This is a genomic window from Caballeronia sp. LZ033, from assembly GCF_031451265.1.
Taxonomy (GTDB): domain Bacteria; phylum Pseudomonadota; class Gammaproteobacteria; order Burkholderiales; family Burkholderiaceae; genus Caballeronia.
Window position 1 is genome coordinate 278876 of sequence record NZ_JARUXQ010000003.1, and the last position, 23832, is coordinate 302707.

Genomic DNA, 23832 nt, shown 5'->3' on the forward strand with positions numbered 1-23832 from the left:
ACGCGCGCAAGCGTTCACGCCGCCCGCGGTCAAGACCGCGCCTTTTCGTTCCGGGTGATGCCCTTGCATCGCCCGTCCCCTTTTCCGCTGATGCCCTTCTCTCCCGCAACCGCCTTGCCCGGCAAGGCAGGACGAGTCTTTTTCATTTGCGCCGTCGGTTCGATCTGTTCCGTCGTGATCTGCAATTCACTCGAACACGCGCGTTCATCTTCATCAACGGTTCTCGACGATATGCCGCCCGTGTCAGTGCGGCAAAGCGCCGCTCCGGCGCCTGCCGCGCCACCGGCACCGGTCCGCACGACCGAAAGCGCCACAGTCAACCAGACCTTCTCGCAGGCCGCGCAGAGTCTGGGCATCGATGCGGCAACCATCGCGACCCTCACGGACGCCTTCGCGGGCAAGGTCGACATGCGTCGCGATATCCGCAAGGGTGACACGCTGAGCGTCATTTACGACCGCAAGCCGGGCAATGAACAGGCGCAGCAAGCGCCGCTGGCCGTTCGGCTGACTACTGGCTCGTCGTCGCACGATGTGTTCCTCTATCGCGATCCCGAAGGCGAGGCGCGCTACTACTCGAAAGACGGCAACAGCACGACACCGGGCTTCTCGCGTTATCCGATCGCCTTCACGCGCGTATCGTCGGACTTCTCGCTGCGCCGGCTCGATCCGGTCACGCATCGCTGGCAAAGCCATGACGGCGTGGATCTCGCCGCGCCCATCGGTACGCCAGTGCATGCGTCGGCGCAGGGCACGGTGACTTTCGTCGGCAGGCAGACGGGCTATGGCAAGGTCATCATGCTCGACAACCCCGCGCCGTATTCGACCGTGTACGCGCACCTGTCGCGTTTCGCGAAGGGCATCCGCAATGGCGGGACGGTGAAGCGCGGGCAGGTGATCGGCTATGTCGGCGAGACGGGCTGGGCAACGGGCCCGCATCTGCACTATGAAGTCCGCATCAATGACATCGCGATGAATCCGCTCACCGTGGACCTGCCGAGCGATGATCGTCTGCGCGGCAAGGAGCGTCGGCGTTTCGCGAAGGAAGCAGAAAACCTGAGCGCGGAACTGAGCGGCTGATTCCCGGACGTCCCGCTCAGGCGACCAGTCCGACCGAGCGCGTCGCCGGCTTCGGCTCGCGCCGGCTGGCCGCGACCCAGCGGTTCTTGCCGGCGCGCTTGGCTTCGTAGAGGGCGTTGTCGGCGTCGCGGAGAACGCCGTCGAGTTCATCGTGATGATGATCGAACATCGCAATGCCGATGCTCACGCCGATGCGCAAGGCCAGATCGCCGTCCGTGTGGAACGGTTTCGACAGCTCGCGAACGACTGTGTCCGCGAGCGTGAGCAAATCGTCGCGCGGCGGCGTGACGATCACGAACTCGTCGCCGCCAAGTCGCGCCACCAGCGCGCCTTCCCCCGAGAGATGCCGCAGACGGCGCGCCACCAGCGCGAGCAGCGTGTCGCCGACCTCATGGCCGTGTGCGTCGTTGACGGCCTTGAAGCCGTCGAGATCGAGATAGAGCAGGGCGGTCGGCGCACCGTTGCGCGCCCGGCCCGACTCACGCGAACGCGCCGCCTGGAACAGGCCCGCGCGGTTCAGCAGACCGGTCAGCTCGTCGTGACGCGCGCGGCGGTCGTTTTCCTGCTCGGCTTTCATCGTCGAAACGAGCATGCCGTTCAGGCGCCACGCGGCCGCGCTCATCGCGAACAGGTAGAAGGGAATCTGCAGCAGCGTGAGCCAGAGCGTCGGCTCGCCGGCCAGCACGGCGCCAAGACAGCACGGTCCCAAGGACAGGAAGATCATCACCGCCACCAGACGCGGCGCGGCGAAATTGCGGAAGCAAATGCCGCCGACCATCGCGGCAGCCGAGAGGAACGAGAGCGTCGCGGCCACCCAGTCGCCGGACAACACCGAGACCAACGCGCCGTAGCCGACCGTCGCGCCCCACAGCGGCGCGAGCAGGACATAGGTGTCGGTCAGCGTGGACTTGCCTTCGCGTGCGCGTCGGCGCGCGATCACCAGCACGACCAGCCGGATCAGGCAGACGGCAATTTCGAGTGCGAGCCAGATGTGGAAAGCGGTGGTCGGATGGCGGCGGTCGAGCACCCAGGCCACCGCGACCGTGTTGAGCACGCCGCCCGCGAAAATCGGCAAGGTGCCGAACAGGCTGCCGACGAGCGCGACACGGATCGCGCGGGGAATGTCGGCTCCCGCGTGCAGCAACCACGTGGCCGCACGTCCGCGCGGCAATGTGAATACCTCGGTCTGATGGTCCATGTTGGATTCCGGCGTGGTCCGGCGAGGGCGGGACACTCGCGGAAAATCGGACCACATCGCAGATATCGGACGTCGAAGTCCCAAACTTTAGTGAGGAACACCCGCGCGCGCGGACTTTTATACTGACGGCTCCGAACGACAACTTCCCTCACTCCACATGGCCCTCATCAACTACATCACGCAGATCCAGTTCGATTTCGGCGCGGTGCGCCTGCTTGCCGGCGAGTGCGAGCGCATCGGCATGCGCCGGCCGCTGATCGTGACCGATCGCGGCATTCGTGCCGCCGGCCTGGTCGATACGGTGCTCGCCGCGCTCGGCGCTTCACAGCCCGCGCCGGTGTTCGACGCCACGCCGCCGAATCCGAACGAGGCCGCGGTGCGCGCCGCCGTCGCGATGTACAAGGAGCAGGCGTGCGATGGCGTGATCGCGGTGGGCGGCGGTTCGTCGATCGATCTGGCCAAGGGCGTGGCCGTCTGCGCGACGCACGAAGGCCCGTTGCAGAGCTTCGCGGTGATCGAAGGCGGGCTGGCGCGCATCACGGCGAAGACGGCGCCCGTCATCGCTATCCCGACGACGGCAGGCACCGGCAGTGAAGTCGGCCGGGGCGCGATCCTGATTCTCGACGACGGCCGCAAGGTCGGCGTGATTTCGCCTTACGTGGTGCCGCGTGTCGCGATCTGCGATCCCGAACTGACGCTCGGCCTCCCGCCGATGATGACCGCCGCGACCGGCATGGACGCCATCGCGCATTGCCTCGAAACCTTCATGGCGCCGGCCTTCAATCCACCCGCCGACGGCATCGCGCTCGATGGACTCTGGCGCGCGTGGCGTCACATTGAACGGGCGACGCGTGACGGCGCGGACCGCGTGGCGCGCTGGAACATGATGAGCGCGTCGATGCAGGGCGCGCTGGCGTTCCAGAAGGGTCTGGGCTGCGTACACAGCCTGAGTCACTCGCTGGGCGGCATCAATCCGAAGCTGCACCATGGCACGCTCAACGCCATCTTTCTGCCGGCCGTGATTGCGTTCAACCGCAGCGCGCCGACGATGCAGGATGAAGGCAAGCTGGAGCGCCTCGCGCAGGCGATGGGCCTGACTTCCGGCGATCAAGTCGGCGATGCCGTGCGCGAGATGACCGCGACGCTCGGCCTGCCGCGCGGTCTGGCGGAACTCGGCGTCACGCGCGATCTTTATCCGCGAATCATTGCCGGTGCGTTGAAGGATCACAGCCACAAGACGAATCCGCGTGAAGCATCGGAAGCTGACTATACGGCGATCCTCGACGCTTCGATGTAGGGACAGGGCGCGAGCCCTTGCATGACGGCGCTGGTGCGGCATTGCAACAAACACTTAAGGGAAAACCCTTAACTCTGTTACAATGTCGCAAAGTTTGAGGAACAGATCATGCGCCGCCATCACCAAGTCATCGAAAAAGTCGCCTTTACCTTGCTCACGCTGTCCGCTGTCGTCGATGCAAGCTACATCACCTGGGAAAAGCATCCCAACTTCCGCGAAAACGTCACCGAAATCGTCAAGCTGAGCGCCGATCTCTCGCTGGCAAATCCGGGTGTCGGCGAACCCACGCCGCTCGTGCCGCTGGCGTTCAACTAAGCTGCTTCCCACCGGCGCGACTTTTCTCGTCGCGCCCACTGCTTCAAGTCCATACCGGTTATTCGGCCCGCCGTCGCACGGCGCGCGCCGGCTGCCTTATGCTGGCGGCTTCTCGTGCCGTCGCCGCCCAGCATGTCTTCCGCTCTCCATTCCGACGTCGTTCTCGCCGACCCGCTGCGCCGCTTTGCGCGCGCGATCGGGCAGATCGTCCTTCAGCGCAACGCCGCGACCGGCGCGCTCCTCTTCCTCGCGGTGCTCAGCGCGAGTCCGCGCCTTGCATGCGGCCTGCTGATCGGCACGCTGACCGGGAATGTCATCAGCGCGATCATCGATAACGATGACGCGCCCGTCTTCCGCGACGATCTCCACGGCTTCAATGGCGCGCTCGCGGCGCTGGCGGCGTTCGCGTTCATCGGCGATGTCTCGCAGGCGGGCGCCGTCGCGATCGTCGCGGCGATGGGCGCAACGCTGCTCGCCCACAAGCTGTCGCGCGTCCTGGCCCGCTTCGACTGGCCGTTTCTATCGAGCCCGGCGATCCTGGTGACGTGGTGCTGGCTGCCGCTGTTCAGCGGACGCGGCGACACGGGCGCGATCCCGCAAGTCGCGGCAGGCGTCGTGCCGATGCTCGAAGCGGCCTTCGCGGGACTCGCGCCGATTACCTTCGCCACCGGCGCCATTGCGGGCGGACTGATCGCGGCCGGACTACTCGCGGCGCGGCCGTCGCAGGCGGGATGGGCGCTGACTGGCAGCGCGCTCGGCGCCATGTTGCACGGACTGGGCGGCGCGGGCGATGCCGTCGTGCTGTCCGGCGCGTGCGGTTTCAACGCCGCGCTCGCCGCGCTGGCGGCGGCGCCGCTCGGCAGGCGCTATGCGCTGTTCGCGATCGTCGCGGCAGTGTTGATCGAACGGCTGATTGACTGCGCCGGCATCGCCGCGCTGACCGCGCCCTTCGTGCTGGCGTCGTGGCTGACGATCGCGCTGCAACGCCGCCTGGTCCGTAGCACTCAAGCAGGAGACTCGCATGTCATTCACCCACACGCCTGAACACAGGATCGCGCAGGATGGCCCGCGCAGTGCCGCCGAAACGGCCGCGCGGGTCGATCTTGCGGCGGCCTATCGGCTCGTCGCGCTCAATGGCTGGGACGACGTCGTCTACACGCACATCTCGGCGAGCGTGCCGGGCGAGCCAGGACGCTTCCTGATCAATCCGTTCGGGCTGACGTTCGATGAAGTCACAGCATCGAATCTCGTGAAGATCGATATCGACGGCAATGTGATCGGCGAGAGCGTGCATCCGGTGAACGCGACGGGCTTCGCGTTGCACGGCGCCGTGCACGCGGCGCGCGAGGATGCCGTGTGCGTGATGCACCTGCACGTGCGCGAGGCGATTGCCGTCTCGGCTCAGCCCCATGGCTTGCTGCCGGGATCGCAGCATGCGATGCGCTTCCATGGCCACCTCGCGTATCACGACTACGAAGGCCTGGCCTTCTCGCCTGCGGAAGGCGAGCGGCTGGTGACGAGCCTCGGCGCGCATCGTGCGATGCTGCTGCGCAATCACGGCCCGCTCACGCTCGGGCGGACCGTCGCCGAGGCTTATGTGCTGATGGATATGCTCGTCAAGGCATGCGATATTCAGCTGCGCGCGCTGGCGGGCGTCAACAAGATGATCGTGCCGACACCGGATGTCGTCACGCGCACGGCAGCGCAACTGCATGATGACGACGCCATCGAGGGCGCGCTCGAGTGGCCCGCGTTGCTGCGCAGGCTGGACCGCATCGACGCGTCATATCGCGACTGAAAACCCAGCAAAGGAGAACATTGCAATGCCGACATTCAACATTCAGCTGTTCGAAGGCCGCACGACGGAGGAAAAGCGCAAGTTTGTCGAGGCGATCACGCGCACCACGTGCGAGACGCTCGGCTGCGAGCCGGGTTCGGTGGATATCATCCTGACGGATGTGAAACGCGAGAACTGGGCGACCGCGGGCAAGCTCTGGTCGGAGCAGTGAACGCGGCGCGCATGCGGCACGAGGCCGCATGCACGCGCGACACGATTACATCGAAGCCTTCACGGCGAGACGGAACTTGTGCAGCAGCGGTTCCGTATAGCCGCTCGGTTGTGTGCGACCTTCGAACACGAGTGCGCAGGCAGCCTTGAACGCGAAGGAACTGTCGAACGCGGGGGCCATTGGTTGGTAGACCGGATCGGCCTCGTTCTGCTGATCGACGACCGCGGCCATGCGTTCCAGCGTCGCCTTCACCTGCTCTTCGCTGACGATGCCGTGACGCAGCCAGTTCGCAATGTGCTGGCTCGAGATACGCAGCGTCGCGCGGTCCTCCATCAGGCCGACATCATGGATGTCCGGCACTTTCGAACAGCCGACGCCCTGATCCACCCAGCGCACCACATAACCGAGAATGCCCTGCGCGTTGTTCTCGATCTCGTTCGTGATGTCCTGTTCCGACCAGGTCGGCTTGTCGACGACGGGAATCGTCAGCAGGCCGTCGAGCAGTTCGTTCTTCTGCCCTTCGTAGTCGTGGCTTTCGAGTTCCTGCTGCACCTGCTGCACATCGACCATGTGATAGTGCAACGCATGCAGCGTGGCGGCCGTGGGCGACGGCACCCAGGCGGTGTTCGCGCCCGCGCGCGGATGCGCGATCTTCTGTTCGAGCATCGCGTGCATGAGGTCGGGCATCGCCCACATGCCCTTGCCGATCTGCGCGCGGCCACGCAAGCCGGTGTTCAGGCCGACGAGCACGTTGTTGCGCTCATACGCGTTGATCCACTTCGACGACTTCATGTCGCCCTTGCGCATCATCGGGCCGGCTTCCATCGATGAATGCATCTCGTCGCCCGTGCGATCCAGGAAGCCCGTGTTGATGAACGCGACGCGCGCGCCCGCTGCCGCGATGCAGGCCTTCAGGTTGACGCTGGTGCGGCGCTCCTCGTCCATGATGCCCATCTTGATCGTGTTTCGCGGCAGGCCGAGCAGCTCTTCGATGCGCGAGAAAAGTTCATCGGCGAAGGCCACTTCGGCGGGGCCGTGCATCTTCGGCTTCACGATATAGATGGAACCCGTGCGCGAGTTCATCTTGTTCTTCAGGTCGTGCATGGCGCCGAGCGTCGTCATCACGCCGTCGAGGATGCCTTCCGGAATCTCGTTGCCGTCGCGGTCGAGCACGGCGGGATTCGTCATCAGATGGCCGACGTTGCGCACGAACAGCAGCGAACGTCCGTGCAGGCTCAGCGTTGAGCCGTTCGGCGCGGTGTATTCGCGATCCGGGTTCATGCTGCGCGTGAAGCTCTTGCCGTTCTTCGTGACCTGCTCGGCGAGATGACCCTGCATCAGGCCGAGCCAGTTGCGATAGAGCTGGGTCTTGTCGGCGGCATCGACGGCCGCGACCGAATCCTCGCAGTCGATGATCGTGCTCACCGCCGCTTCCATCAGCACGTCCTTGACGTGCGCGGCATCGGTCTTGCCGATCGGATGGTCCGCGTCGATCTGAATCTCGAAGTGCAGGTCGTTATGCTTGAGCAGGATGGCGTGCGGCGCCTTCGCATCGCCCTGATGGCCCGCGAACTGTTCGGCGTTGGCGAGCCCGCTCTTGCTGCCGTCCTTCAACGTCACGACGAGCGCGCCCTGTTCGACGCTGTACTTCGTGGCATCGGCATGCGAGCCGTGCGCGAGGGGCGCGTTGTCGTCGAGAAAGCGGCGTGCATAGGCGATGACCTTCGCGCCGCGCTTCGGATTGAACTGGGCGGTGCGCTCGGCGCCGTCGGTGTCGTCGATGGCGTCGGTGCCGTAGAGCGCGTCATACAGGCTGCCCCAGCGCGCGTTGGCGGCATTCAGCGCATAGCGCAGGTTCGACAGCGGCACGACCAGTTGCGGCCCTGCCTGCTCGCCGATCTCGCGATCCACGTTGGCGGTGCTGGCCTGCACATGTGCGGGCGAGGGGACGATGTAGCCGACTTCTTTGAGAAACTTGCGATAACCGCGCAGGTCTTGCACGGGGCCGGGATGGCTGCGATGCCAGTTGTCGAGTTCGGTCTGGAGACGGTCGCGCTCGGCGAGCAGCGCGCGGTTTTTCGGGGCGAGGTCGTGAACGAGCGCATCGAAACCCTTCCAGAAGGCGGCGCTGTCGACACCCGTGCCAGGGATGGCTTCTTCATCGACGAACTTCGCCAGGCTTGCGTCGACCTGCAGACCGTGTTGTTGGATCATGTCGTTCATGGGCACTCCGGCTGAGTTGCTGTGACTCTGGGGTTTGGGGTGGGCTGGTTGTGTATGGTAGCGCGTCTTGGGGGAGGATCGAAGCGGGGTGACGGGGGAGGGGGTGTGCCTGGCGGCATGCCCTTTTGAAGATTCGACGCGAGGAGAGTGCCCGACGCGTCTCCCGCTAGAGCTTGAGTTCGGTGGCGAGCAACTCAAATTGCTTGCCGAGCGCGGGAAGGTCACCACGGGCAGTGACCCAGACGATTCCGAGGTCGACCTTATGGTATCCGTGCGAAAGTGCATTGCGCATCTCGTACGCGGATTGGAACGGAACTTCGGGATGCTGTGTGACGAAGGCCGGAAAGTATTTGCAAATATTCCTGCAGGCTTCACCAACGACTTCGATGTTGCGTATGACTCCATCCTGAACGAGTTCATCCGCGAGAAAGTCCGTTTCGTCCAGATCGTTGATGTATCGACTGATCGATCCGATGGTCGTGAGCATATGACCCACGTATTCCGCAGGCGTCGAGGCGTCCCGGCTCATACCGGAATGGCTTCCGCGATGATTGCGTCACGCGTCCGGTCCGGCAGTGCGCCGGGTGTTAGAACGTCGACCTTTACGCTAAGAAGCTGGCGCAACTCATGGCGTATCGCGCCGATATCCAGCAACGATGTCTTCGGTGTGGGATCAATCAGCAGGTCTAGGTCGCTTCCTTCCGTGTCCTCGCCGCGCGCGACGGAGCCGAAGATACGCGCGTTTTTCGCGCGATGCGCCTCGACGACGCGCCGAATGTCATCGTGATGTCCTTGAATGGCGAGCGAAGGTTTCATAAGCGGTCTTGTCCGGGGAGCGAGCCGGCGTGAATGAAACGAAGCGCCACGCGATCGGGCGCCTGTGTATTCGAGCGCAGTCTAGCATAGCGCCTTTGCCCGCCAGCGGCCCTTGCCGGGCGCCCGACACGGCGCCCGGCAACGCCTCCCGACCCTATCCCCCCAACAAATCCTCAATCATCACCGGTAGCTTCCTCACGCGCACGCCGGTCGCGTGATACACCGCGCCGGTGATCGCTGCCGCGATGCCCGCCAGTCCGATCTCCGCAATACCCCTCGCGCCGAGTTCGTTGAACACGGTATCGGGATAATCGAGAAAGGTGACGTCCATCTTTGGCGTGTCGGCGTTCGTCGCGACCACGTAATCCGCGAGACTGCTGTTCACCGGCGCCCCGCTGCGCTCGTCGTACACCGTGTGCTCGAACAGCGCCATGCCCACGCCCATCACCACCGCGCCCTCGATCTGGTTACGGCCCGCGCGGGGATTCAAAATCTTGCCGCCATCGATCACGGTCACCACGCGGCTCACGCGCAGCCGCGCCGTCGACGCATCCCAGGTCACTTCGGCGAAATGCGCGCCATACGAATGGATCGACCATTTCTTCTTGAGCGGATCGTTGAAACCGCCTTTCGCGCTGCCGCTGCCCGACGCCGCATGCAGCTTCGCCGCGTCGAGAATCTGCGCATACGGCACGCCGCTACCGGGCGGCTGATCCTTGCGATGCACGTGCCCGGCCGTCATCGCGAGTTCCTCGGGCTTCGCGCCGTTGAACGGCGAGCCTTCGGTCTTTGTGGCATGCGTGAGCAGCGTCTTGATGGCGCCGCGCACCGCATCCGATACCGCCGGAATCACCGAAGCCGTCGCCGCCGATCCACCCGACACCGGCCCGAGCGGCAGCGCCGTATCGCCGAGACCGACTTCGATCTTGCCGAGCGCAATGCCCGTATGTTCCGCGACCAGTTGCGCGAGGATCGTATAAGTGCCGGTGCCGATGTCCTGCGTGCCGCACGCAATGCGCGCGGTGCCGTCGGCGCGCAGGTCGACGGTCGCGTCCGCCGAGAAGCGCAAGCCCGGCCAGCTGCATGCGCCCAGGCCCCAGCCGAGCGTGAGGCCGTCACGCTTCATCGAGCCGACTTCCGGCGTGCGCTTGCTCCAGCCGAACTTCTCCGCGCCGGTGGTCAGGCATTCCACGAAGTGTCGCGATGAAAACGGCAGGCCGCTGCTTTCATCGACCTTGGGCTCGTTGCGCAACCGCAGTTCCACCGGATCGATCTTCAAAGCGACAGCCAATTCGTCCATTGCACTCTCGAGCGCATACAAACCCGGCACCGCGCCGGGTCCGCGCATCGACGTGGGCGAGCCGACGTTGCGCTTCACCGTGCCACCCGTAACGCGCAGGTTCGGCACGCTGTACATCGACGGCGTGGCTTCGCCGCAATCTTCCGCGTACTCGTCGGCAAGCGCCGCGTGATTCACGAAGTCATGCTGCAAGGACACGAGCTTGCCGTCCTGTGTTGCGCCGAGCCGGACGCGCTGCTGCGTGGTCGGTCGATGGCCGACGTTCTGGAACATCATCTTGCGCGACAGCACGAGCTTCACGGGCCGTTCGAGCTGCCGCGTCGCGGCCGCCGCGAGCAGCGAATGCGGCCACATCCACAGCTTGCCGCCGAAGCCCGAGCCGAGATAGCGCGAGATCACCCGCACCTTCTCCTTCGGCAGGCCCAGCATCTGCATCAGCGCGCCCTGATGATTCGAAACGGCCTGGCTCGTCTCATAGAACGTATAGCCGTCGCCGTCCCAATGTGCGACGGTGGCGTGCAGTTCAATGGGGTTGTGCGTCTCGACCGGCGTGACATAGGTCTCGTCGATCTTCACCGGCGCGCTGTCGAACGCCATGTCCGGGTCGCCGCGTTCGCTGTGCGTGTCGAGCTTGCCGCCGTCATCGAGCGCGGCGCTGACGTCGTGCGGCGTCTTGTCGTAACCCACTTTGACCGCCGCTGCTGCGGCGCTCGCGGCCTCGAAGGTATCGGCCACGACGAGCGCCACATACTGCCCGTAATAGCGAATGATGTCGTCGTCGAACGGCGGCCGGTTTTCATCAACCATACCGGTCTCGATCGAACCGCCCGCGAGCCGATAAAAGCGGCCGATATTGCCGCGATGAAGAATCAGCTGCACGCCGGGCATGGCTTGCGCGGCGGCGAATTCGAGCGACGTGATCCTGCCGCTCGCAATGGTGGCGCCGACCGGCACGGCAATCAGCATGCCGGGCAGATCGACGTCGGAGGTATAAGTCGCGCGGCCGCAGACCTTCAGCGGTCCGTCGATGCGCGACTGGGGCCGTCCGATGACAGACGGCGTGGTGTCGGGCGCAGTGGACATAGTCAGGTTTCCTTGGTCGGGTTCAGGACGCTTGCGTGACGAGCTTGAGCGTATGCACGATGCAGCGCTTCGAGAGCTCCACCTTGAAGCCGTTCTCGCTTTGCGGCTTGGCATCGGCGAGCGCGGCATCGGCGGCGCGGCGGAAGGTCGCCTCGTCGGGCGCCGCGCCCTGCAACACCTGCTCCGCTTCGCGCGACCGCCACGGCTTCGTGCCGACGCCGCCGAGACCCACGCGCGCATGTTCGATGCGCCCGTCCTTCAGCGCGACCACAATCCCCGCCGACGCCAGCGCGAACTCATACGATGCGCGATCGCGCAGCTTCAGATACGCCGACCGCGCGCCTTGCGGCAGCGGCGGCACAGTGACGTGCGTGATGAGATCGCCGGCGTCGAGGACGTTCTCGCGATCGGGCGTCGTGCCCGGCGTCAGGAAAAAGTCGTCGACGGGAATCGCGCGCTTGCCGCCCGTGCCTTCCACGTGAATGGTCGCTTCGAGCGCCTGCAACGCGACGCACATGTCCGACGGATTGCTTGCGATGCACGCTTCACTCGTGCCGAGTATCGCCATCATCCGGTTGAAGCCCTGCATGGCCGAGCAGCCGCTGCCCGGTTCGCGCTTGTTGCAGGGCGAGGCGGTATCGCGGAAATACACGCAGCGCGTGCGCTGCATGATGTTGCCGCCGGTCGTCGCCATGTTGCGCAGCTGCACCGACGCGCCCGCGAGCACCGCCTGCGACAGCACCGCATAGCGTTCGCGGATCAGCGCGTGATGCGCGAGGTCCGAATTGCGCGCCGTAGCGCCGATGCGCACGCCGCCATCGTCCGTTGCCTCGATGGCATCGAGCGGCAGGCGGCTGATGTCGATGACGCGCATCGGCCGCTCGACGTTGAGCTTCATCAGGTCGAGCAGGGTCGTGCCGCCTGCGAGAAAGCGCACTTCGGCGCCTTGCTGGGCCGTATGCGCGAGTGCGCCGCCATTGATCGCGTCGCGCATGTCGCGCGCGCGGGAGAGCTGGAACGTTTCCATGATGCTCTCCTTATTTGGCCGGGGTCTTGGCGACGCGCACCGACTGGATCGCCGTGACGATGTTCTGATAGGCGCCGCAGCGGCACAGGTTGCCGCTCATCGCTTCGCGCACGTCCTCGTCGTTCGGACCGATGGGCTCGTCGAGGAGCGCGACCGCCGACATCAACTGGCCCGCCGTACAGTAGCCGCACTGATAGCCGTCGCATTCGACAAAGGCGGCCTGCAGCGGATGCAGCGCTTCCACTTCGCCAATGCCTTCGATGGTCGTGACGGTGTCGCCATCGCATGCGGCGGCGAAGCACAGGCATGAGTTCACGCGGCGTCCGTTGACATGAACGGTGCACGCGCCGCACTGGCCGTGGTCACAGCCTTTCTTCGTGCCGGTCAGATGCAGATGGTCGCGCAGGGCGTCAAGCAATGTCGTGCGCGGGTCGAGCGACAGCGTGTGACTATGGCCATTCACAGTGAAGGTGACGCTGGCAGGGGCGGCGGGAGTCCGGACCGGCGCCAGTGCTTCGGTGCGGGCCGAATTGGGCGTGTCTGCGTGAATGGTCTTGGATTGGGGGACAGGGTGTTGTGGCATCGAGCATTCTCCAGGGGTAGTGCATGGAAGCTGCACTGCATGGCTAAGACGGTCCGGGCAGGCGGCAAGGCGTGAGAAGGCGAAGATGGAGCGAGAGCGTGACGGCGCGCGTCAGGCGGAGCGCGGACAGCCGGGGAAGAGTCTGCACAGGGCGCGCAGGACTTCATATGCCGCAGGGACGCGTGTGAAGACGCTCAAGCCAGTATAGGCAGCGGACGCGAAACTTTCTTCATTGCAAGCTTCCATGCGCTGCCGGTCTTGCGCAGGCGCACGAAACATGCCCGAAGCAGCGCTTCAGTGCGGGAACACGGCGCGAACAAAGAGATAAAAGAGGTAGACGCCGACCGTCGTGAACGCGACGAGCGCCACGAGGACGAGGAACAGGCGCACAGTCATCTGCATGGCGTCAGTCCAAAAAAATGGCCGCTTGCGCGGCCGGAAGGAGGGGTGGATCGGTCAGACTTCAGGCTAACGGCGCATCCTTAAGTCAGACTTAAGTGCGCTGCCATTTCGGGCGGGCCGGGCCATTCTCCTTCCTTTGCGAACTCGATGCAGCAGACTTACCTCAATGCTTCGCTATAGCGATCGCGCAGCGGAATGATCGTCAACAGCGCCACCGCGCTGCCGAAGATCACGTAGTAGCAAATCGAAAGCGGGTCGCCGGTGCTCATCGTGAGCCATTGCACGATGGCCGGTGCAAAGCCGCCGAAGATCATCACCGCGACGTTGTAGCTCACCGAGATGCCGGTCGACCGCACGCTGGAGGGCAGCAGCTCCGAGATGAACGCCGGATAGCAGCCCTGGAAGATGCCGAGGTAGGTCATCAACAGCGCCTGGCAGACGATCAGCATCGGCAGGCTTGGATGCGCGGTCAGCACCGCGAAGATCGGATACGCGGTGAGCAGCGACAGAGCCAGCGCGGTCAGCATCAGCTTCTTGCGGCCGATACGGTCCGACAGGCGCCCGAAGAACGGGCAGCACACGAGATACACGAGCGCACCGATGGTCGAGCTGATGAGGCCGTCGGTGAGCGCCATGTGCAGCACGCGGGTGGCGTGGGTCGGCAGATAGAGCAGGAAGATATACGTGCCGATGGTGCCGAACACCGTCAGGCCGAAGCCCGCGAGCACGGAGGTCCAGTGCTTGGTGGCCGTGTCGCGGATGGGGCTTGCACTCAGTTCGTTCTTCTGCGCCTTCTCGACGAACACGGGCGACTCGTCGAGCTTCGAACGCAGATACAACCCCACCGGCACGATCAGCAACCCGACCACGAACGGCACGCGCCAGCCCCAGCTATTGAGATGCTCGGGGCTCAGCGTGCGTGTCAGCACCGCGCCGAAGAACGAGCCGGCGAGACTCGCGGCCGCCTGCGCGACCATCTGGAAGCTGCCGAAGTAGCCGCGCTTGTCGGCGGGCGCGTATTCGACGAGAAAGGCCGTCGCGCAGCCCACTTCGCCGCCTGCCGAGAAGCCCTGGATCAGCCGGCCCAGCAACATCAGCAACGGCGCGGCGATGCCGATGGCCGCATAGGTCGGCGCGAACGCGATGATCGCGATGCCGACCGCCATCAGCGAGATGGTGAGCGTGAGCGCCGACTTGCGTCCGACGCGGTCCGCCACGGCGCCCAGCACGATGCCGCCGAGCGGCCGCGTCAGGAAGCCGACGCCGAAGGTGGCCCAGGTGGCGAGCAGCGAGATGGTGGGGCTGGTGGCGGGGAAGTAGAGCTTCGAGATGATGACGGCGAAGAAGCCGTAGACCATGAAGTCGAACCATTCGAGCGCGTTGCCGATGGTCGACACGACGATTGCTCGTCGGCCGGACAGGTTGAGCGCGGCGTTCTGTTCGGCCGCGTGGGCTGCAGGAAGTACGGTGCTCATCGAATGCACTCCGTGGGCGTGGGGCGATTGATCAAATGCCAGACTTTATTGGCCGACGACAGCCGTGTATCCGGCCTGCACCGGGTAGGCGAGCAGGCCGCTGCAACCCTCAAACATTACGCCTGGCTGAAATAAGAAAATATAGAATTTCTGAACTGACACTCAAGGAAACCTGATTGAACGATCGGGTTTGTCCCTAGCCACGATGAGCAACATCCGCTTTTTGCGCACCTTCATTGCCGTCGCGCGCTACGGCTCCTTCGCTGCCGCCGCCGAAAAGGTCGCCCTGACCCAAGCCGCCGTGAGCATGCAGATGCAGTCGCTCGAAGACGATCTCAAACGGCCGCTGTTCGATCGCGTGGGACGGACCAACCGCCTGACGAGCATCGGCAAGCAGGTGCTGCCGCAGGCGGAGCGCATCGTCGCGCTCTACGACAGCATGCGGCACACCGGCCTCGATGACGAGATCGCCGGCTCGGTGTCCATCGGCGCCGTGGATTCGGCCATGGGCGCGCTGGCATCGGTCGTTACGGAATTGAAAGGTCAGTACCCAAAGCTCGATGTGCGTCTCTTCACCGGCAAGGCGCTCGCGCTCGCGCCGCAAGTGGAGGCCGGCGAGATCGATGCGGCCGTGATCGTCGAGATGGCGGGCAAGACGCCGGCCAGTCTCAACTGGACGCCGCTCTATTCGGAGCCGCTGGTCGTGATCGGCTCGCCAGGCGGCACGGCTTCGAGTGCCGCCGAGATGCTGGCCAGCCGGCCGTTCCTGCGCTTCGACCGCGCGCAGCGCACCGGCGCGTTGATCGAGCGGGCGCTCAGGCATAACCGGCTCGTGGTGAACGAGTTCCTCGAACTGAATTCGCTGGAAGTGATCGTGGAACTCGTGCGGCAGGACGCGGGCGTGTCGGTGGTGCCGCTGCTCGAATACGGCTCGTGGGCAAGCGACCCGGCCTTGCGCGTGATGCCGCTTGCACGGCATACGCCGCGCCGTGTCGTCGGCATGCTGGAGCGCAAGATCCACGACCGGCATGCGGTGATGAGCGTCGTGCAGGAACGCATCAGGCTGCGTTCGCATGGCGCCATGCCGCTTGCGAACGGGACATGACACCCAAGCTTTGCTTAAGTGACGGACAAGAAATATCAGCTTTCCCTGTGAATTGCGGCCACTGACAATGCTCGGGCAAAGTCGCATGTCCAACCATCACTGAAGAGGAACGCATGTCGATCATTCCCGAGATCGCCGCAAGCCGCGCAGAGATTCAATCCATTCGCCGCGATATCCACGCGCATCCTGAACTCTGCTACGAAGAAGCCCGCACTGCCGAGCTCGTCGCGCGCACGCTTGAAAGCTGGGATATCGAAGTGACGCGCGGGCTGGGCAAGACGGGCGTGATCGGCGTGTTGAGGAAGGGCAGCGGCAAGCGCGCCATCGGCTTGCGCGCCGACATGGACGCGTTGCCTATCCCTGAACTGAACACCTTCGCGCATGCGTCGCGCCATGAGAACAAGATGCATGCGTGCGGTCACGACGGCCACACCGCCATGCTGCTCGGCGCCGCGCAATATCTCGCGAAGCATCGGGACTTCGACGGCACGGTGGTCTTCATCTTCCAGCCCGCGGAAGAAGGCGGCGGCGGTGCGAAGGCGATGATCGAGGATGGTCTGTTCGAGCGCTTCCAGGTCGATGGCGTGTTCGCGCTGCACAACTGGCCCGGCATGCCTGCGGGTGAATTCGGCGCGCGCGTGGGCGCGACGCAGGCGTCGAGCAACGAGTTCGAGATCCGCATCGAAGGCGTCGGCGCGCATGCCGCGATACCGCACGACGGCGTCGATCCGGTATTCACGGCCTTGCAGATCGGCACGGGCTTGCAGAGCATCGTGACGCGCAACAAGCGCCCGGTCGATGCCGCCGTGCTCTCGATCACGCGCATGCAGGCGGGTCACGCGATCAACGCGATACCCACCACCGCGACGCTCGCCGGCACGGTGCGCACGTTCTCGACCGAGGTGCTCGACCTGATCGAGACGCGCATGAAGGAGATTGTCAGCGCGACGGCGGCGGCGTATCGCTGCAAGGCGGACGTCAGTTTCCTGCGCAACTATCCGCCGACCGTCAACACCGAAGCCGAAACGCAGTTTGCGCTGGGCGTGATGCGCGACATCGTTGGAGCGGAGAAAGTGAACCCGAACGTCGATCCCACCATGGGCGCCGAGGACTTCTCGTACATGCTGCTGGAGCGGCCCGGCTGCTATGCGTATATCGGCAATGGCGTCGGCGCGCATCGCGAACACGGGCACGGCATCGGTCCATGCATGCTGCACAACAGCAGCTACGACTTCAACGACGAACTGCTGCCGCTCGGCGCCACCTACTGGGTGCGGCTCGTGCAGGCGTTTCTCGCGCGTGCCTGACCAGGAGAGCGCACATGTTTTCATCGACCTATCGCGAGGCGCGACAGCGCTTCCTCGACACGGCCGCCGAACGCGGGCTGGCCGTGGATACCCGCGTGCTGGAGGGCGTCGCCGGACTCGAAGGCGAGCTGCTGGCGACGGATGTCGTGCGCATCGGGCCACGCTCGGCGCGGCGCATGCTGGTGCTGACCTCGGCGACGCATGGCGTGGAGGGCTTCTGCGGCTCGGGCGCGCAGATCGCCCTGATGCGCGACGACGGACTCGCTGCATTGATGAAGCAACTCGATGTCGCGTTGCTGCTCGTGCATGCGATCAATCCCTATGGCTTTTCCTTCCTGAGCCGCACGACGGAAGGCAATGTTGATCTGAACCGCAACAGCATCGACTTTGCTGCGCCCTTGCCGCAGAACCCGGGATATGCGGAACTGCACGAGCTTCTGATTCCGGCAAGCTGGCCGCCTGACGAGGCCAACGTGCAGGCCATTCGTGGCTATATCGAAGAGCGCGGTGAGTGGGCGTATCAGCAGGCAGTGACGACGGGTCAGTACACGCATCCGCAAGGCCTGTTCTATGGCGGTGCGGAGACCGCATGGAGCACGCGCACGATGCGCGAACTGCTGACGGAGTACGGCGAGGGCTGCGCATCGATCGGCTGGATCGACTTTCATACGGGACTCGGGCCGAGCGGTTTCGGCGCGAAGATCTGCGTGGGGGATGTGCCGCGCGCGCGTCGCTGGTGGGGCGCGGACGTGACGAGCCCCGCGGACGGCACCTCGATTGCGGCGGATATTGCCGGACCGCTGCTCGATACCTTGCGGCAGACGTGTCCGCGTTCGGCCAATGCGTCGATCGCGGTGGAGTACGGCACGGTGCCGCTCACCGAGATGCTCGACATGCTGCGCGCGGACCAATGGATGAGGCAGCATGCCGATGCACCCGATGCCGTGAAGCACGCGATCCGCCAGCAGATTCGCGCGGCTTTTTATATCGATGACGATGTCTGGCGCGGCAAGATCCTCGGACAGGCGCGCGCGGCGGTGTTGCAGGGGCTGTACGGTCTGTCGCGCGAGGCCTGACTACGTTGGGGCCGCACTTATGGTGCGGCCCCGCGCGTCACAGCGACATGCAGCCCGCCAGGATCACGCGCCAGCCGGGCTGTTCCGGCTCATGTTCGGCACGCTGTCCGTAGATTTGCAGGATCAACTGGCCGTCCCTGGCGAATGCTTCGAAGCTCGTGACGTAGCCGCAGTCGGAAGGCTTGCTCACGATCCAGCAGCGTTCTATCTGCTCATGCTCCACGTGCAGACGATATTGTTTGTTCATGACGTTGAGGTACTGAGCGTCCTTCATCAGCTTCTCGACCTTGCCCGTCGATATCTGCACGCAGCCCGCATTGCTGACGAAGATCGCGAGGCTCACGTCCCGCAGCTTCGATTCCGTGAGCACTTCCATCAGTGAATCGGCGGCGACTTCGCGCGCCAGATCGGACTCCACGCAGCGATATAGTTCCTGCCGGCTCTTGCCGTGCTTGCGCATCAGCAGATAGAAGTCGTGCGGATCGGTCATGGCGCGCCATTCTTCGCTGATGGATTCATCGGACGCACTGGGAAGGCCATGCGGCATGGCGCGAGGAGAAACTGATTCAACGCGCGCCGTGACGCTCTCGTCCGTGCATCGATGCCGCTCCACGAGTGCCTTGAACGCCTGCATGTTCGTATCCTGCGTCGCATAGATCTTGTGCACCGCCTTGCCGGCTTCGTCGAAGATCTGGATGGACTCGAGCGTGCGGTTGGGCTTTTCATCGCGCAGGAAGAAGAAGTGCTTCCAGTGACGGAAAAAGATTCGCAGATCAAGACCGCCGGGATTGAGAACCAGACCCGCTTCGGCCGACACGCTCATTTGCCGATAGCCGTTCAGATACTGATTCGTGAACGCGCCCGTCTGAACGCTGATCGCATGTTCGTTTCTCGTAATGCCGCGCACTTCGCCGCAGGCTTCGAGCGCCGCGATAAACGCCTTCACGTCAGGCACGCTCAGCGCAATGGCATCCATGCCGACGCGTGCGCGCATCATCGTCAACTCGTCGATCTGCATATCCCGGGCGATGTCATACGCATACTCGTTTGGGATCCTGTCTTTCACTGCGTTGATGATTTCGTTCATTGTCTCTCCTTGGTCATGACGGATGACAACGAGATTACGCTCAAGGACGTGACTGAGGGTTTCATTCAGCGCCTTGCTTGACGAAACTTAAAAGGCTCGCGCTAAGTTGCTTAAAGACAAGAAAAGAAGTTTTTTTCGAAATGTCTCAAACCTGCTTAAATGCTAAGCAATCTGCTATTGCTCGTCATTGCGAAGGGCATAAGAATGAATGGCTGAAAGGAAGTTGATAGATGAACTTCTTTAAGCGGCCGCAAGGTCTTCCATTCCCGTCTGGAGCAACTCATGCAGCTCATTTCCCGTCTGATTCGAATCCTTTCCGTGACCGCTACGGCCGGCTCGGCGCTGATGGTCCTGTCCACCGCTCATGCCAATACTCCGGCTGCCGCCGACGTCGCCGCGCAAGCCGAGCCCCAAGCCCACACGCTCGACATGAAGGCAACCGTCGTGAAGGTTCACGCTGATACGAGCAGCGTCGAGGTGAAGGGTCCGAAGGGGCGCGTCGTGGTCATCGACGTGGATCCCGCCGTTGCGGACGTGAAGAAGCTCAAGGCCGGCGACGAGGTCCACGTGTCCTATCGCGGCGCCCTGCTGATTTCCGCAGATCCGGTGGATCCGAAGGCTGCCGAGTCGCGCGTGATCGCCGACGAAACCGCGCCGGCTTCAGGCGGTGTCGTCGTGAAGAAGCATGGCGTGCAGGTGGTGGCGGTGGTCCAGAAGATCGATACAGCCGCGCGTGAAGTCACCCTGGCCGGTCCGAAGCACACGGTCACGGTGCAGGTGGCGCCCGACATGCCGCTCGACAAGATCAAGGTCGGCGACCGTGTCACGGCCACCTATGTCGCGGCCACCGCCATGAACGTCACGCGCGGGGGGCACGTGGTCAAGTAAGCGTGTGAGGGCGCGTTGCAGCCGGCGTCACATGTTGGTCCAGGACGAGCACCAGCCGCGTCCGGCCACGAGCTTGTCGCCGAACAGCGTGCAGTCACCCCATGCATCCGTCGCCTTGCCCTGGAACAGCGAGCAGTTGGCGCAAGTCTGGTCCGCCGCGTAGTTCGCGTACTTCTTCTTGTCGACCTTCGCGGCGTTTTCCGTGTAGCCGACGGCTACCGCGGCCGGGTCGGATTCGCTCAAATGGGCGGCATCGGCCCGGACACGCGTGAGCCACAGCGCGGGCAATGCACCTGCGCCGGCAATCATGAAATTACGACGGCTAATGGGTTTCATGGTGAACCTTGGTTTGTGTGGGGAGGTTCCTGCGCGCCAGTTTTTCCAGTCTTTTCCAGCACTTGGCGGCAAGCGTTTGCGAATCATACGGCCGGTCGTTTTTTTGTGAAGGCCTTGAAGCCATTCTCATGTAACGCCCAGGCTACGTCGCTTGATCCGCGTGCTGCTAAACCTTTGCGCGCCGCTGCCGTAATCAGGCCAGAACGCGTTTGCAACTGCGTGAATCATGCCCGCGGCAGGCTTGCCTGCGGATCAATTCGAAGGAGAAGAACCGTGAGTGGAATGGACTGGATGATGGCAAGCGTGTATCTGACGGGACTCGTCGGCAGCACGTTGTTCATGAGTGCGCTGGCGCGGCGCAGCCTGAATCGGGTGGAGGAACACGGCCACTAAGTCTTTCAGTTTGCTTGTATCAAGCTTCTTCGTTATCTGAATACCGCCTTTGCGCAGGCGGCGCAAGACGGCTGAAGGGATAGTCCCGCACAAGCCCCAAAAACAAACACGCCGGGCGATCGGCTCGAAAGCCCATCGCACGGCGCGTCATTCGACTGCTTCCGGCGTCTTAATGAAACAGCTTGACGGCCTGCGTCAGGGTATTTGTCACGCCCTATGCAAGCGGGATCAGTACATAAGCCCAGAACAGCACCAGCAGTCCCTTGTTCGACGAACTGCCTTGCTGGATATCGTTACGCGAATTCATTGCGAATCTCCTTTCTTTAGTCTCAGCTCGCGGTCTGCGCCGACGTGTTCATGTGATGCTTTTCGTGCACGCGCGTCACGAGCAGATTGCAGACGAAACCGATCACGAGCAGGACGGCCATGATGTGCAGCGTCATCGTGCAGGCATCCGCGCCGGTAACGCCGTGAACGACCTGACAGGCGCGCACATAGTTGACCAGCACTGGACCGGCGATGCCCGCCGCCGCGACTCCGGCAGTTCTTGTGGGCTCGGTTGAAAACTATCGGTGAGGTCCCATTCGGGATCCAGATTTGACGGTGGTTTCATGGGCTTACCTAAGAGTTGTCTCATTTTGAACCGCGCTAAATTCGTTCGCCGACGTGCATCATGATTGTCGAGGATGGTTGAAGCATCCACTTGGCATGCGCCTTCTTGTGAATTTCGAAAGATGGTTGCAATGCCTTCATTCGAAGCAATATGACAGGTTGGAACGTTCGATGTGCGCACATCGGCATGGAAATCAGCAAAACGGCTTTTGACGCATGCCACAGTAGTCCAATTCATTGACGGAGCATATCTCGTGAGTTCAGACAACAGTTACCCAGGCGTTTATATCGAAGAAGATGCAACACCCACGTTGTCGGTTTCGACGCTTCCCACCGCAGTTCCGTTAATCAATATGGATAGCAACCTTACGGAAATATTGAAGTTCAATAATATCCTGGATCTTTACGAGAAATTTCCGCCATATGCAACGTACGACACTGCCCTAGCTGGTTTGCGTGCCTACTTCGAATGTGGGGGAGGGCCTTGCTATGTCACTGGATGGAAGACTTTCACAGATGCCATCAAGACCTTGGGGAATCGCATCACGCTTGTGGTTGGCAACTACCACGGAATCAAAGATGAGGTGTATACCCTGCTCGAAGATCGCAGCAAATGTCTATTTGCCATCCTCGATGGACCCGCCGTCCACATTAAAAAGAGCGATCTCAATACGTACCAAACGAGTGCTTCCGCCGCAGTCTACTATCCCTATCTCAAAGTTGGATGGACCGATGTTGACGTGCCTGCAAGTGCTGTCGCCGCAGGGCTCTATTGCAAGAATGATCGAACACGAGGCGTGTGGAAGTCGCCCGCCAATGTTCCATTGCCGTCGGGGTACACACCGAAGTACACCGTAACGGACACGATCCAGGCCGACTACAGCACCGGGAAGGCCGTCAACATGATTCGAAAAGTTGACGAACGAGGTTCGGTGATCTGGGGCGCCCGCACCCTGGACGATAGCGACGACTGGAGATATGTCTCGGTGCGACGTTTGTTCAATAGTGTCGAGCGCGACTTGCGATACGCACTTGGTACGATGACGTTCGAACCAAACAGCCCACTGACCTGGGAGAAGGTGCGCTCCGCGGCAACGAGCTATCTGCATCGACTGTGGAAGCAGGGCGGTCTGGCTGGTGCTTCCGAGAATGAGGCATACTTCGTGCAAATCGGCAAGGGAGTCACGATGTCTGACGAAGACATCAAGCAAGGGAAGATGATCGCGAAAATCGGGCTTGCCGCCGCGCGACCAGCCGAGTTCATCGTGCTGCAATTCACGCAAAACATGGCACAAGCTTGAGGGACCGTGCGTTTCACATGTTGATGCTGGTTGAGTTTTTTGAAACATCGACGCGATGCATCTCAACGTTGCTCGCAGAAGCGCGGTGGTCGCATCCTGTGAAGGGAAGCGGCCGAGTGCATTGGCAAATGACGGAATTGAGCATGCAGGCTCTGCTTTGAGTCCGTCCCTGGAGCACCTGTCTCACCCCAGTGCGCCAGTCAATCGAAACGGCGCGACGCCCCGACGCCCCTTCGCTCATCGCTTTAGACGGTTCGTGATATTGTGGAATTCAGTTCGAGCGTGTCGCAGGTCGGGGCCGAACTCGGCGCAACGGCGTAGACCGTGCGCAGGTTCGTTCGTGGCCGTGGATGACCACTTAATCAAGCTCCGCTCATCGCGATGACGTCTTGGCGAGCTGACGGCACCACTACCACTGGCATCGCACTCACCTCTTCATCGGCAATGTCGTACGAATGGCAAGAATTCACAAGGCGACAAGCGACCTGTTGAAGCTTCACCACCAAGTCGCATCCGGCGAGACGGACAGCCACACGCCATTCGTCCAGCACGCCTTGCTGCTTTCCCAACCCCGACGGTAAATCGCCGCACTTCCGATATCGCAAGAGCTGACCAAGCTCCGCAGTCGACACGATCGCGTCCGATTCCCGGAATACGGAATCACCGTCGACCAGGGTGGGCACGCGACCCGTCGGATTCATGGCGAGATAGCTGACCTCGTTGTTCGGCCGTATTGGAGGCGGGCGTCGATGCGGTACCAGGGAAGATCCAGCTCTTCAAGGCATCACAGGACTTTCTGCACTTTTACCGAGTTGGCTCAGCACGTAAGCGGCTCGCCTAGGCCGTGTGTAGAGGCGTCCGCGCCTGGGCGCAGGATTGCCTCAGGTGGAGCGGCTAGATATCTTGATGTGGTGAACTCGCT

21 protein-coding genes and 2 pseudogenes are annotated in these 23832 nt (G+C 63.1%); 11 read left to right on the top strand and 12 right to left on the bottom strand.

The window, feature by feature from the left end; all coding sequences use genetic code 11:
• Positions 1–231: 231 nt before the first annotated feature.
• The gene (locus QCE62_RS22590) at positions 232–1077 is read left to right on the top strand and encodes a peptidoglycan DD-metalloendopeptidase family protein (protein ID WP_309923382.1); all 846 of its coding nucleotides are present in this window, start codon (positions 232–234) and stop codon (positions 1075–1077) included.
• A gap of 16 nt (positions 1078–1093) precedes the next feature.
• Here QCE62_RS22590 and QCE62_RS22595 read toward each other — a convergent pair whose 3' ends face one another.
• Positions 1094–2275, bottom strand: a complete 1182-nt coding sequence (locus QCE62_RS22595; RefSeq protein WP_309923384.1) for a GGDEF domain-containing protein — start codon at positions 2273–2275, stop codon at positions 1094–1096.
• A 157-nt stretch (positions 2276–2432) separates the two neighbouring features.
• On the opposite strand from QCE62_RS22595, the gene QCE62_RS22600 reads away from it, so the two are divergent.
• The 5 genes from QCE62_RS22600 (at position 2433) to QCE62_RS22620 (ending at position 5896) form a co-directional block, all read left to right on the top strand.
• Entirely contained in the window at positions 2433–3572 is a 1140-nt protein-coding gene (locus QCE62_RS22600; RefSeq protein ID WP_309923386.1) for an iron-containing alcohol dehydrogenase, read from the top strand.
• 108 nt (positions 3573–3680) lie between these two features.
• Positions 3681–3887 (top strand): hypothetical protein, encoded by a 207-nt coding sequence (locus tag QCE62_RS22605; RefSeq protein WP_309818537.1) that lies wholly within the window; start codon positions 3681–3683, stop codon positions 3885–3887.
• 132 nt (positions 3888–4019) lie between these two features.
• Positions 4020–4931 carry an urea transporter gene (locus QCE62_RS22610; RefSeq protein WP_309923388.1) on the top strand — a complete coding sequence of 304 codons (912 nt, stop codon included), beginning with the start codon at positions 4020–4022 and terminating at the stop codon, positions 4929–4931.
• Positions 4909–5685, top strand: a complete 777-nt coding sequence (locus QCE62_RS22615; RefSeq protein ID WP_309923390.1) for a class II aldolase/adducin family protein — start codon at positions 4909–4911, stop codon at positions 5683–5685. Before QCE62_RS22610 ends, QCE62_RS22615 begins: the two co-directional genes overlap by 23 nt.
• A gap of 25 nt (positions 5686–5710) precedes the next feature.
• Entirely contained in the window at positions 5711–5896 is a 186-nt protein-coding gene (locus QCE62_RS22620; protein ID WP_187604407.1) for a 4-oxalocrotonate tautomerase, read from the top strand.
• 45 nt (positions 5897–5941) lie between these two features.
• Here QCE62_RS22620 and QCE62_RS22625 read toward each other — a convergent pair whose 3' ends face one another.
• The 7 genes from QCE62_RS22625 to QCE62_RS22655 all read right to left on the bottom strand — a co-directional run bounded on the left by QCE62_RS22625 (position 5942) and on the right by QCE62_RS22655 (position 14805).
• Positions 5942–8119 carry a malate synthase G gene (locus tag QCE62_RS22625; RefSeq protein WP_309923392.1) on the bottom strand — a complete coding sequence of 726 codons (2178 nt, stop codon included), beginning with the start codon at positions 8117–8119 and terminating at the stop codon, positions 5942–5944.
• Between the two features lie 166 nt (positions 8120–8285).
• On the bottom strand, positions 8286–8648 hold the full coding sequence (locus QCE62_RS22630; protein ID WP_309923394.1) for a DUF86 domain-containing protein: 363 nt from the start codon (positions 8646–8648) through the stop codon (positions 8286–8288).
• The gene (locus QCE62_RS22635; protein ID WP_309923396.1) at positions 8645–8935 is read right to left on the bottom strand and encodes a nucleotidyltransferase family protein; all 291 of its coding nucleotides are present in this window, start codon (positions 8933–8935) and stop codon (positions 8645–8647) included. The genes QCE62_RS22630 and QCE62_RS22635 overlap by 4 nt, the downstream gene beginning before the upstream one ends.
• A 154-nt stretch (positions 8936–9089) precedes the next feature.
• A complete protein-coding gene (locus QCE62_RS22640) occupies positions 9090–11318 on the bottom strand; it encodes a xanthine dehydrogenase family protein molybdopterin-binding subunit (protein ID WP_309923398.1) in 2229 nt (742 codons plus the stop codon).
• A gap of 22 nt (positions 11319–11340) precedes the next feature.
• A complete protein-coding gene (locus QCE62_RS22645; protein ID WP_309923400.1) occupies positions 11341–12345 on the bottom strand; it encodes a xanthine dehydrogenase family protein subunit M in 1005 nt (334 codons plus the stop codon).
• 10 nt (positions 12346–12355) lie between these two features.
• Positions 12356–12928: a 2Fe-2S iron-sulfur cluster-binding protein gene (locus QCE62_RS22650; RefSeq protein ID WP_309923404.1), complete on the bottom strand. Its 573-nt coding sequence runs from the start codon at positions 12926–12928 to the stop codon at positions 12356–12358.
• Between the two features lie 560 nt (positions 12929–13488).
• On the bottom strand, positions 13489–14805 hold the full coding sequence (locus QCE62_RS22655; RefSeq protein WP_309923405.1) for an MFS transporter: 1317 nt from the start codon (positions 14803–14805) through the stop codon (positions 13489–13491).
• 205 nt (positions 14806–15010) lie between these two features.
• On the opposite strand from QCE62_RS22655, the gene QCE62_RS22660 reads away from it, so the two are divergent.
• The 3 genes from QCE62_RS22660 (at position 15011) to QCE62_RS22670 (ending at position 18293) form a co-directional block, all read left to right on the top strand.
• Complete coding sequence (locus QCE62_RS22660) at positions 15011–15910, top strand: LysR substrate-binding domain-containing protein (RefSeq protein ID WP_309925255.1); 900 nt, start codon at positions 15011–15013, stop codon at positions 15908–15910.
• 113 nt (positions 15911–16023) lie between these two features.
• On the top strand, positions 16024–17217 hold the full coding sequence (locus QCE62_RS22665) for a M20 aminoacylase family protein (protein ID WP_309923406.1): 1194 nt from the start codon (positions 16024–16026) through the stop codon (positions 17215–17217).
• Positions 17218–17231: 14 nt separating this feature from the next.
• Positions 17232–18293, top strand: coding sequence for a M14 family metallopeptidase (locus tag QCE62_RS22670; RefSeq protein ID WP_309923408.1), 1062 nt, complete (start codon positions 17232–17234; stop codon positions 18291–18293).
• Positions 18294–18330: 37 nt separating this feature from the next.
• On the opposite strand, the gene QCE62_RS22675 is transcribed toward QCE62_RS22670, so the two are convergent.
• On the bottom strand, positions 18331–19380 hold the full coding sequence (locus QCE62_RS22675; RefSeq protein WP_309923410.1) for a ChuX/HutX family heme-like substrate-binding protein: 1050 nt from the start codon (positions 19378–19380) through the stop codon (positions 18331–18333).
• Between the two features lie 282 nt (positions 19381–19662).
• Here QCE62_RS22675 and QCE62_RS22680 point away from each other — a divergent pair, with 282 nt between their 5' ends.
• On the top strand, positions 19663–20268 hold the full coding sequence (locus tag QCE62_RS22680) for a hypothetical protein (protein WP_309923412.1): 606 nt from the start codon (positions 19663–19665) through the stop codon (positions 20266–20268).
• A gap of 27 nt (positions 20269–20295) precedes the next feature.
• On the opposite strand, the gene QCE62_RS22685 is transcribed toward QCE62_RS22680, so the two are convergent.
• Positions 20296–20604: a high-potential iron-sulfur protein gene (locus tag QCE62_RS22685; RefSeq protein WP_309923414.1), complete on the bottom strand. Its 309-nt coding sequence runs from the start codon at positions 20602–20604 to the stop codon at positions 20296–20298.
• A gap of 722 nt (positions 20605–21326) precedes the next feature.
• Positions 21327–21530 (bottom strand): annotated as a pseudogene (locus QCE62_RS22695) (MFS transporter); the annotation flags it as partial.
• 333 nt (positions 21531–21863) lie between these two features.
• Here QCE62_RS22695 and QCE62_RS22700 point away from each other — a divergent pair.
• Positions 21864–22910: a phage tail sheath C-terminal domain-containing protein gene (locus QCE62_RS22700; RefSeq protein WP_309923416.1), complete on the top strand. Its 1047-nt coding sequence runs from the start codon at positions 21864–21866 to the stop codon at positions 22908–22910.
• A 629-nt stretch (positions 22911–23539) separates the two neighbouring features.
• On the opposite strand, the pseudogene QCE62_RS22705 reads toward QCE62_RS22700, so the two are convergent.
• Positions 23540–23712: pseudogene (locus tag QCE62_RS22705) on the bottom strand (glutathione S-transferase N-terminal domain-containing protein); the annotation flags it as partial.
• Positions 23713–23832: the final 120 nt, after the last annotated feature.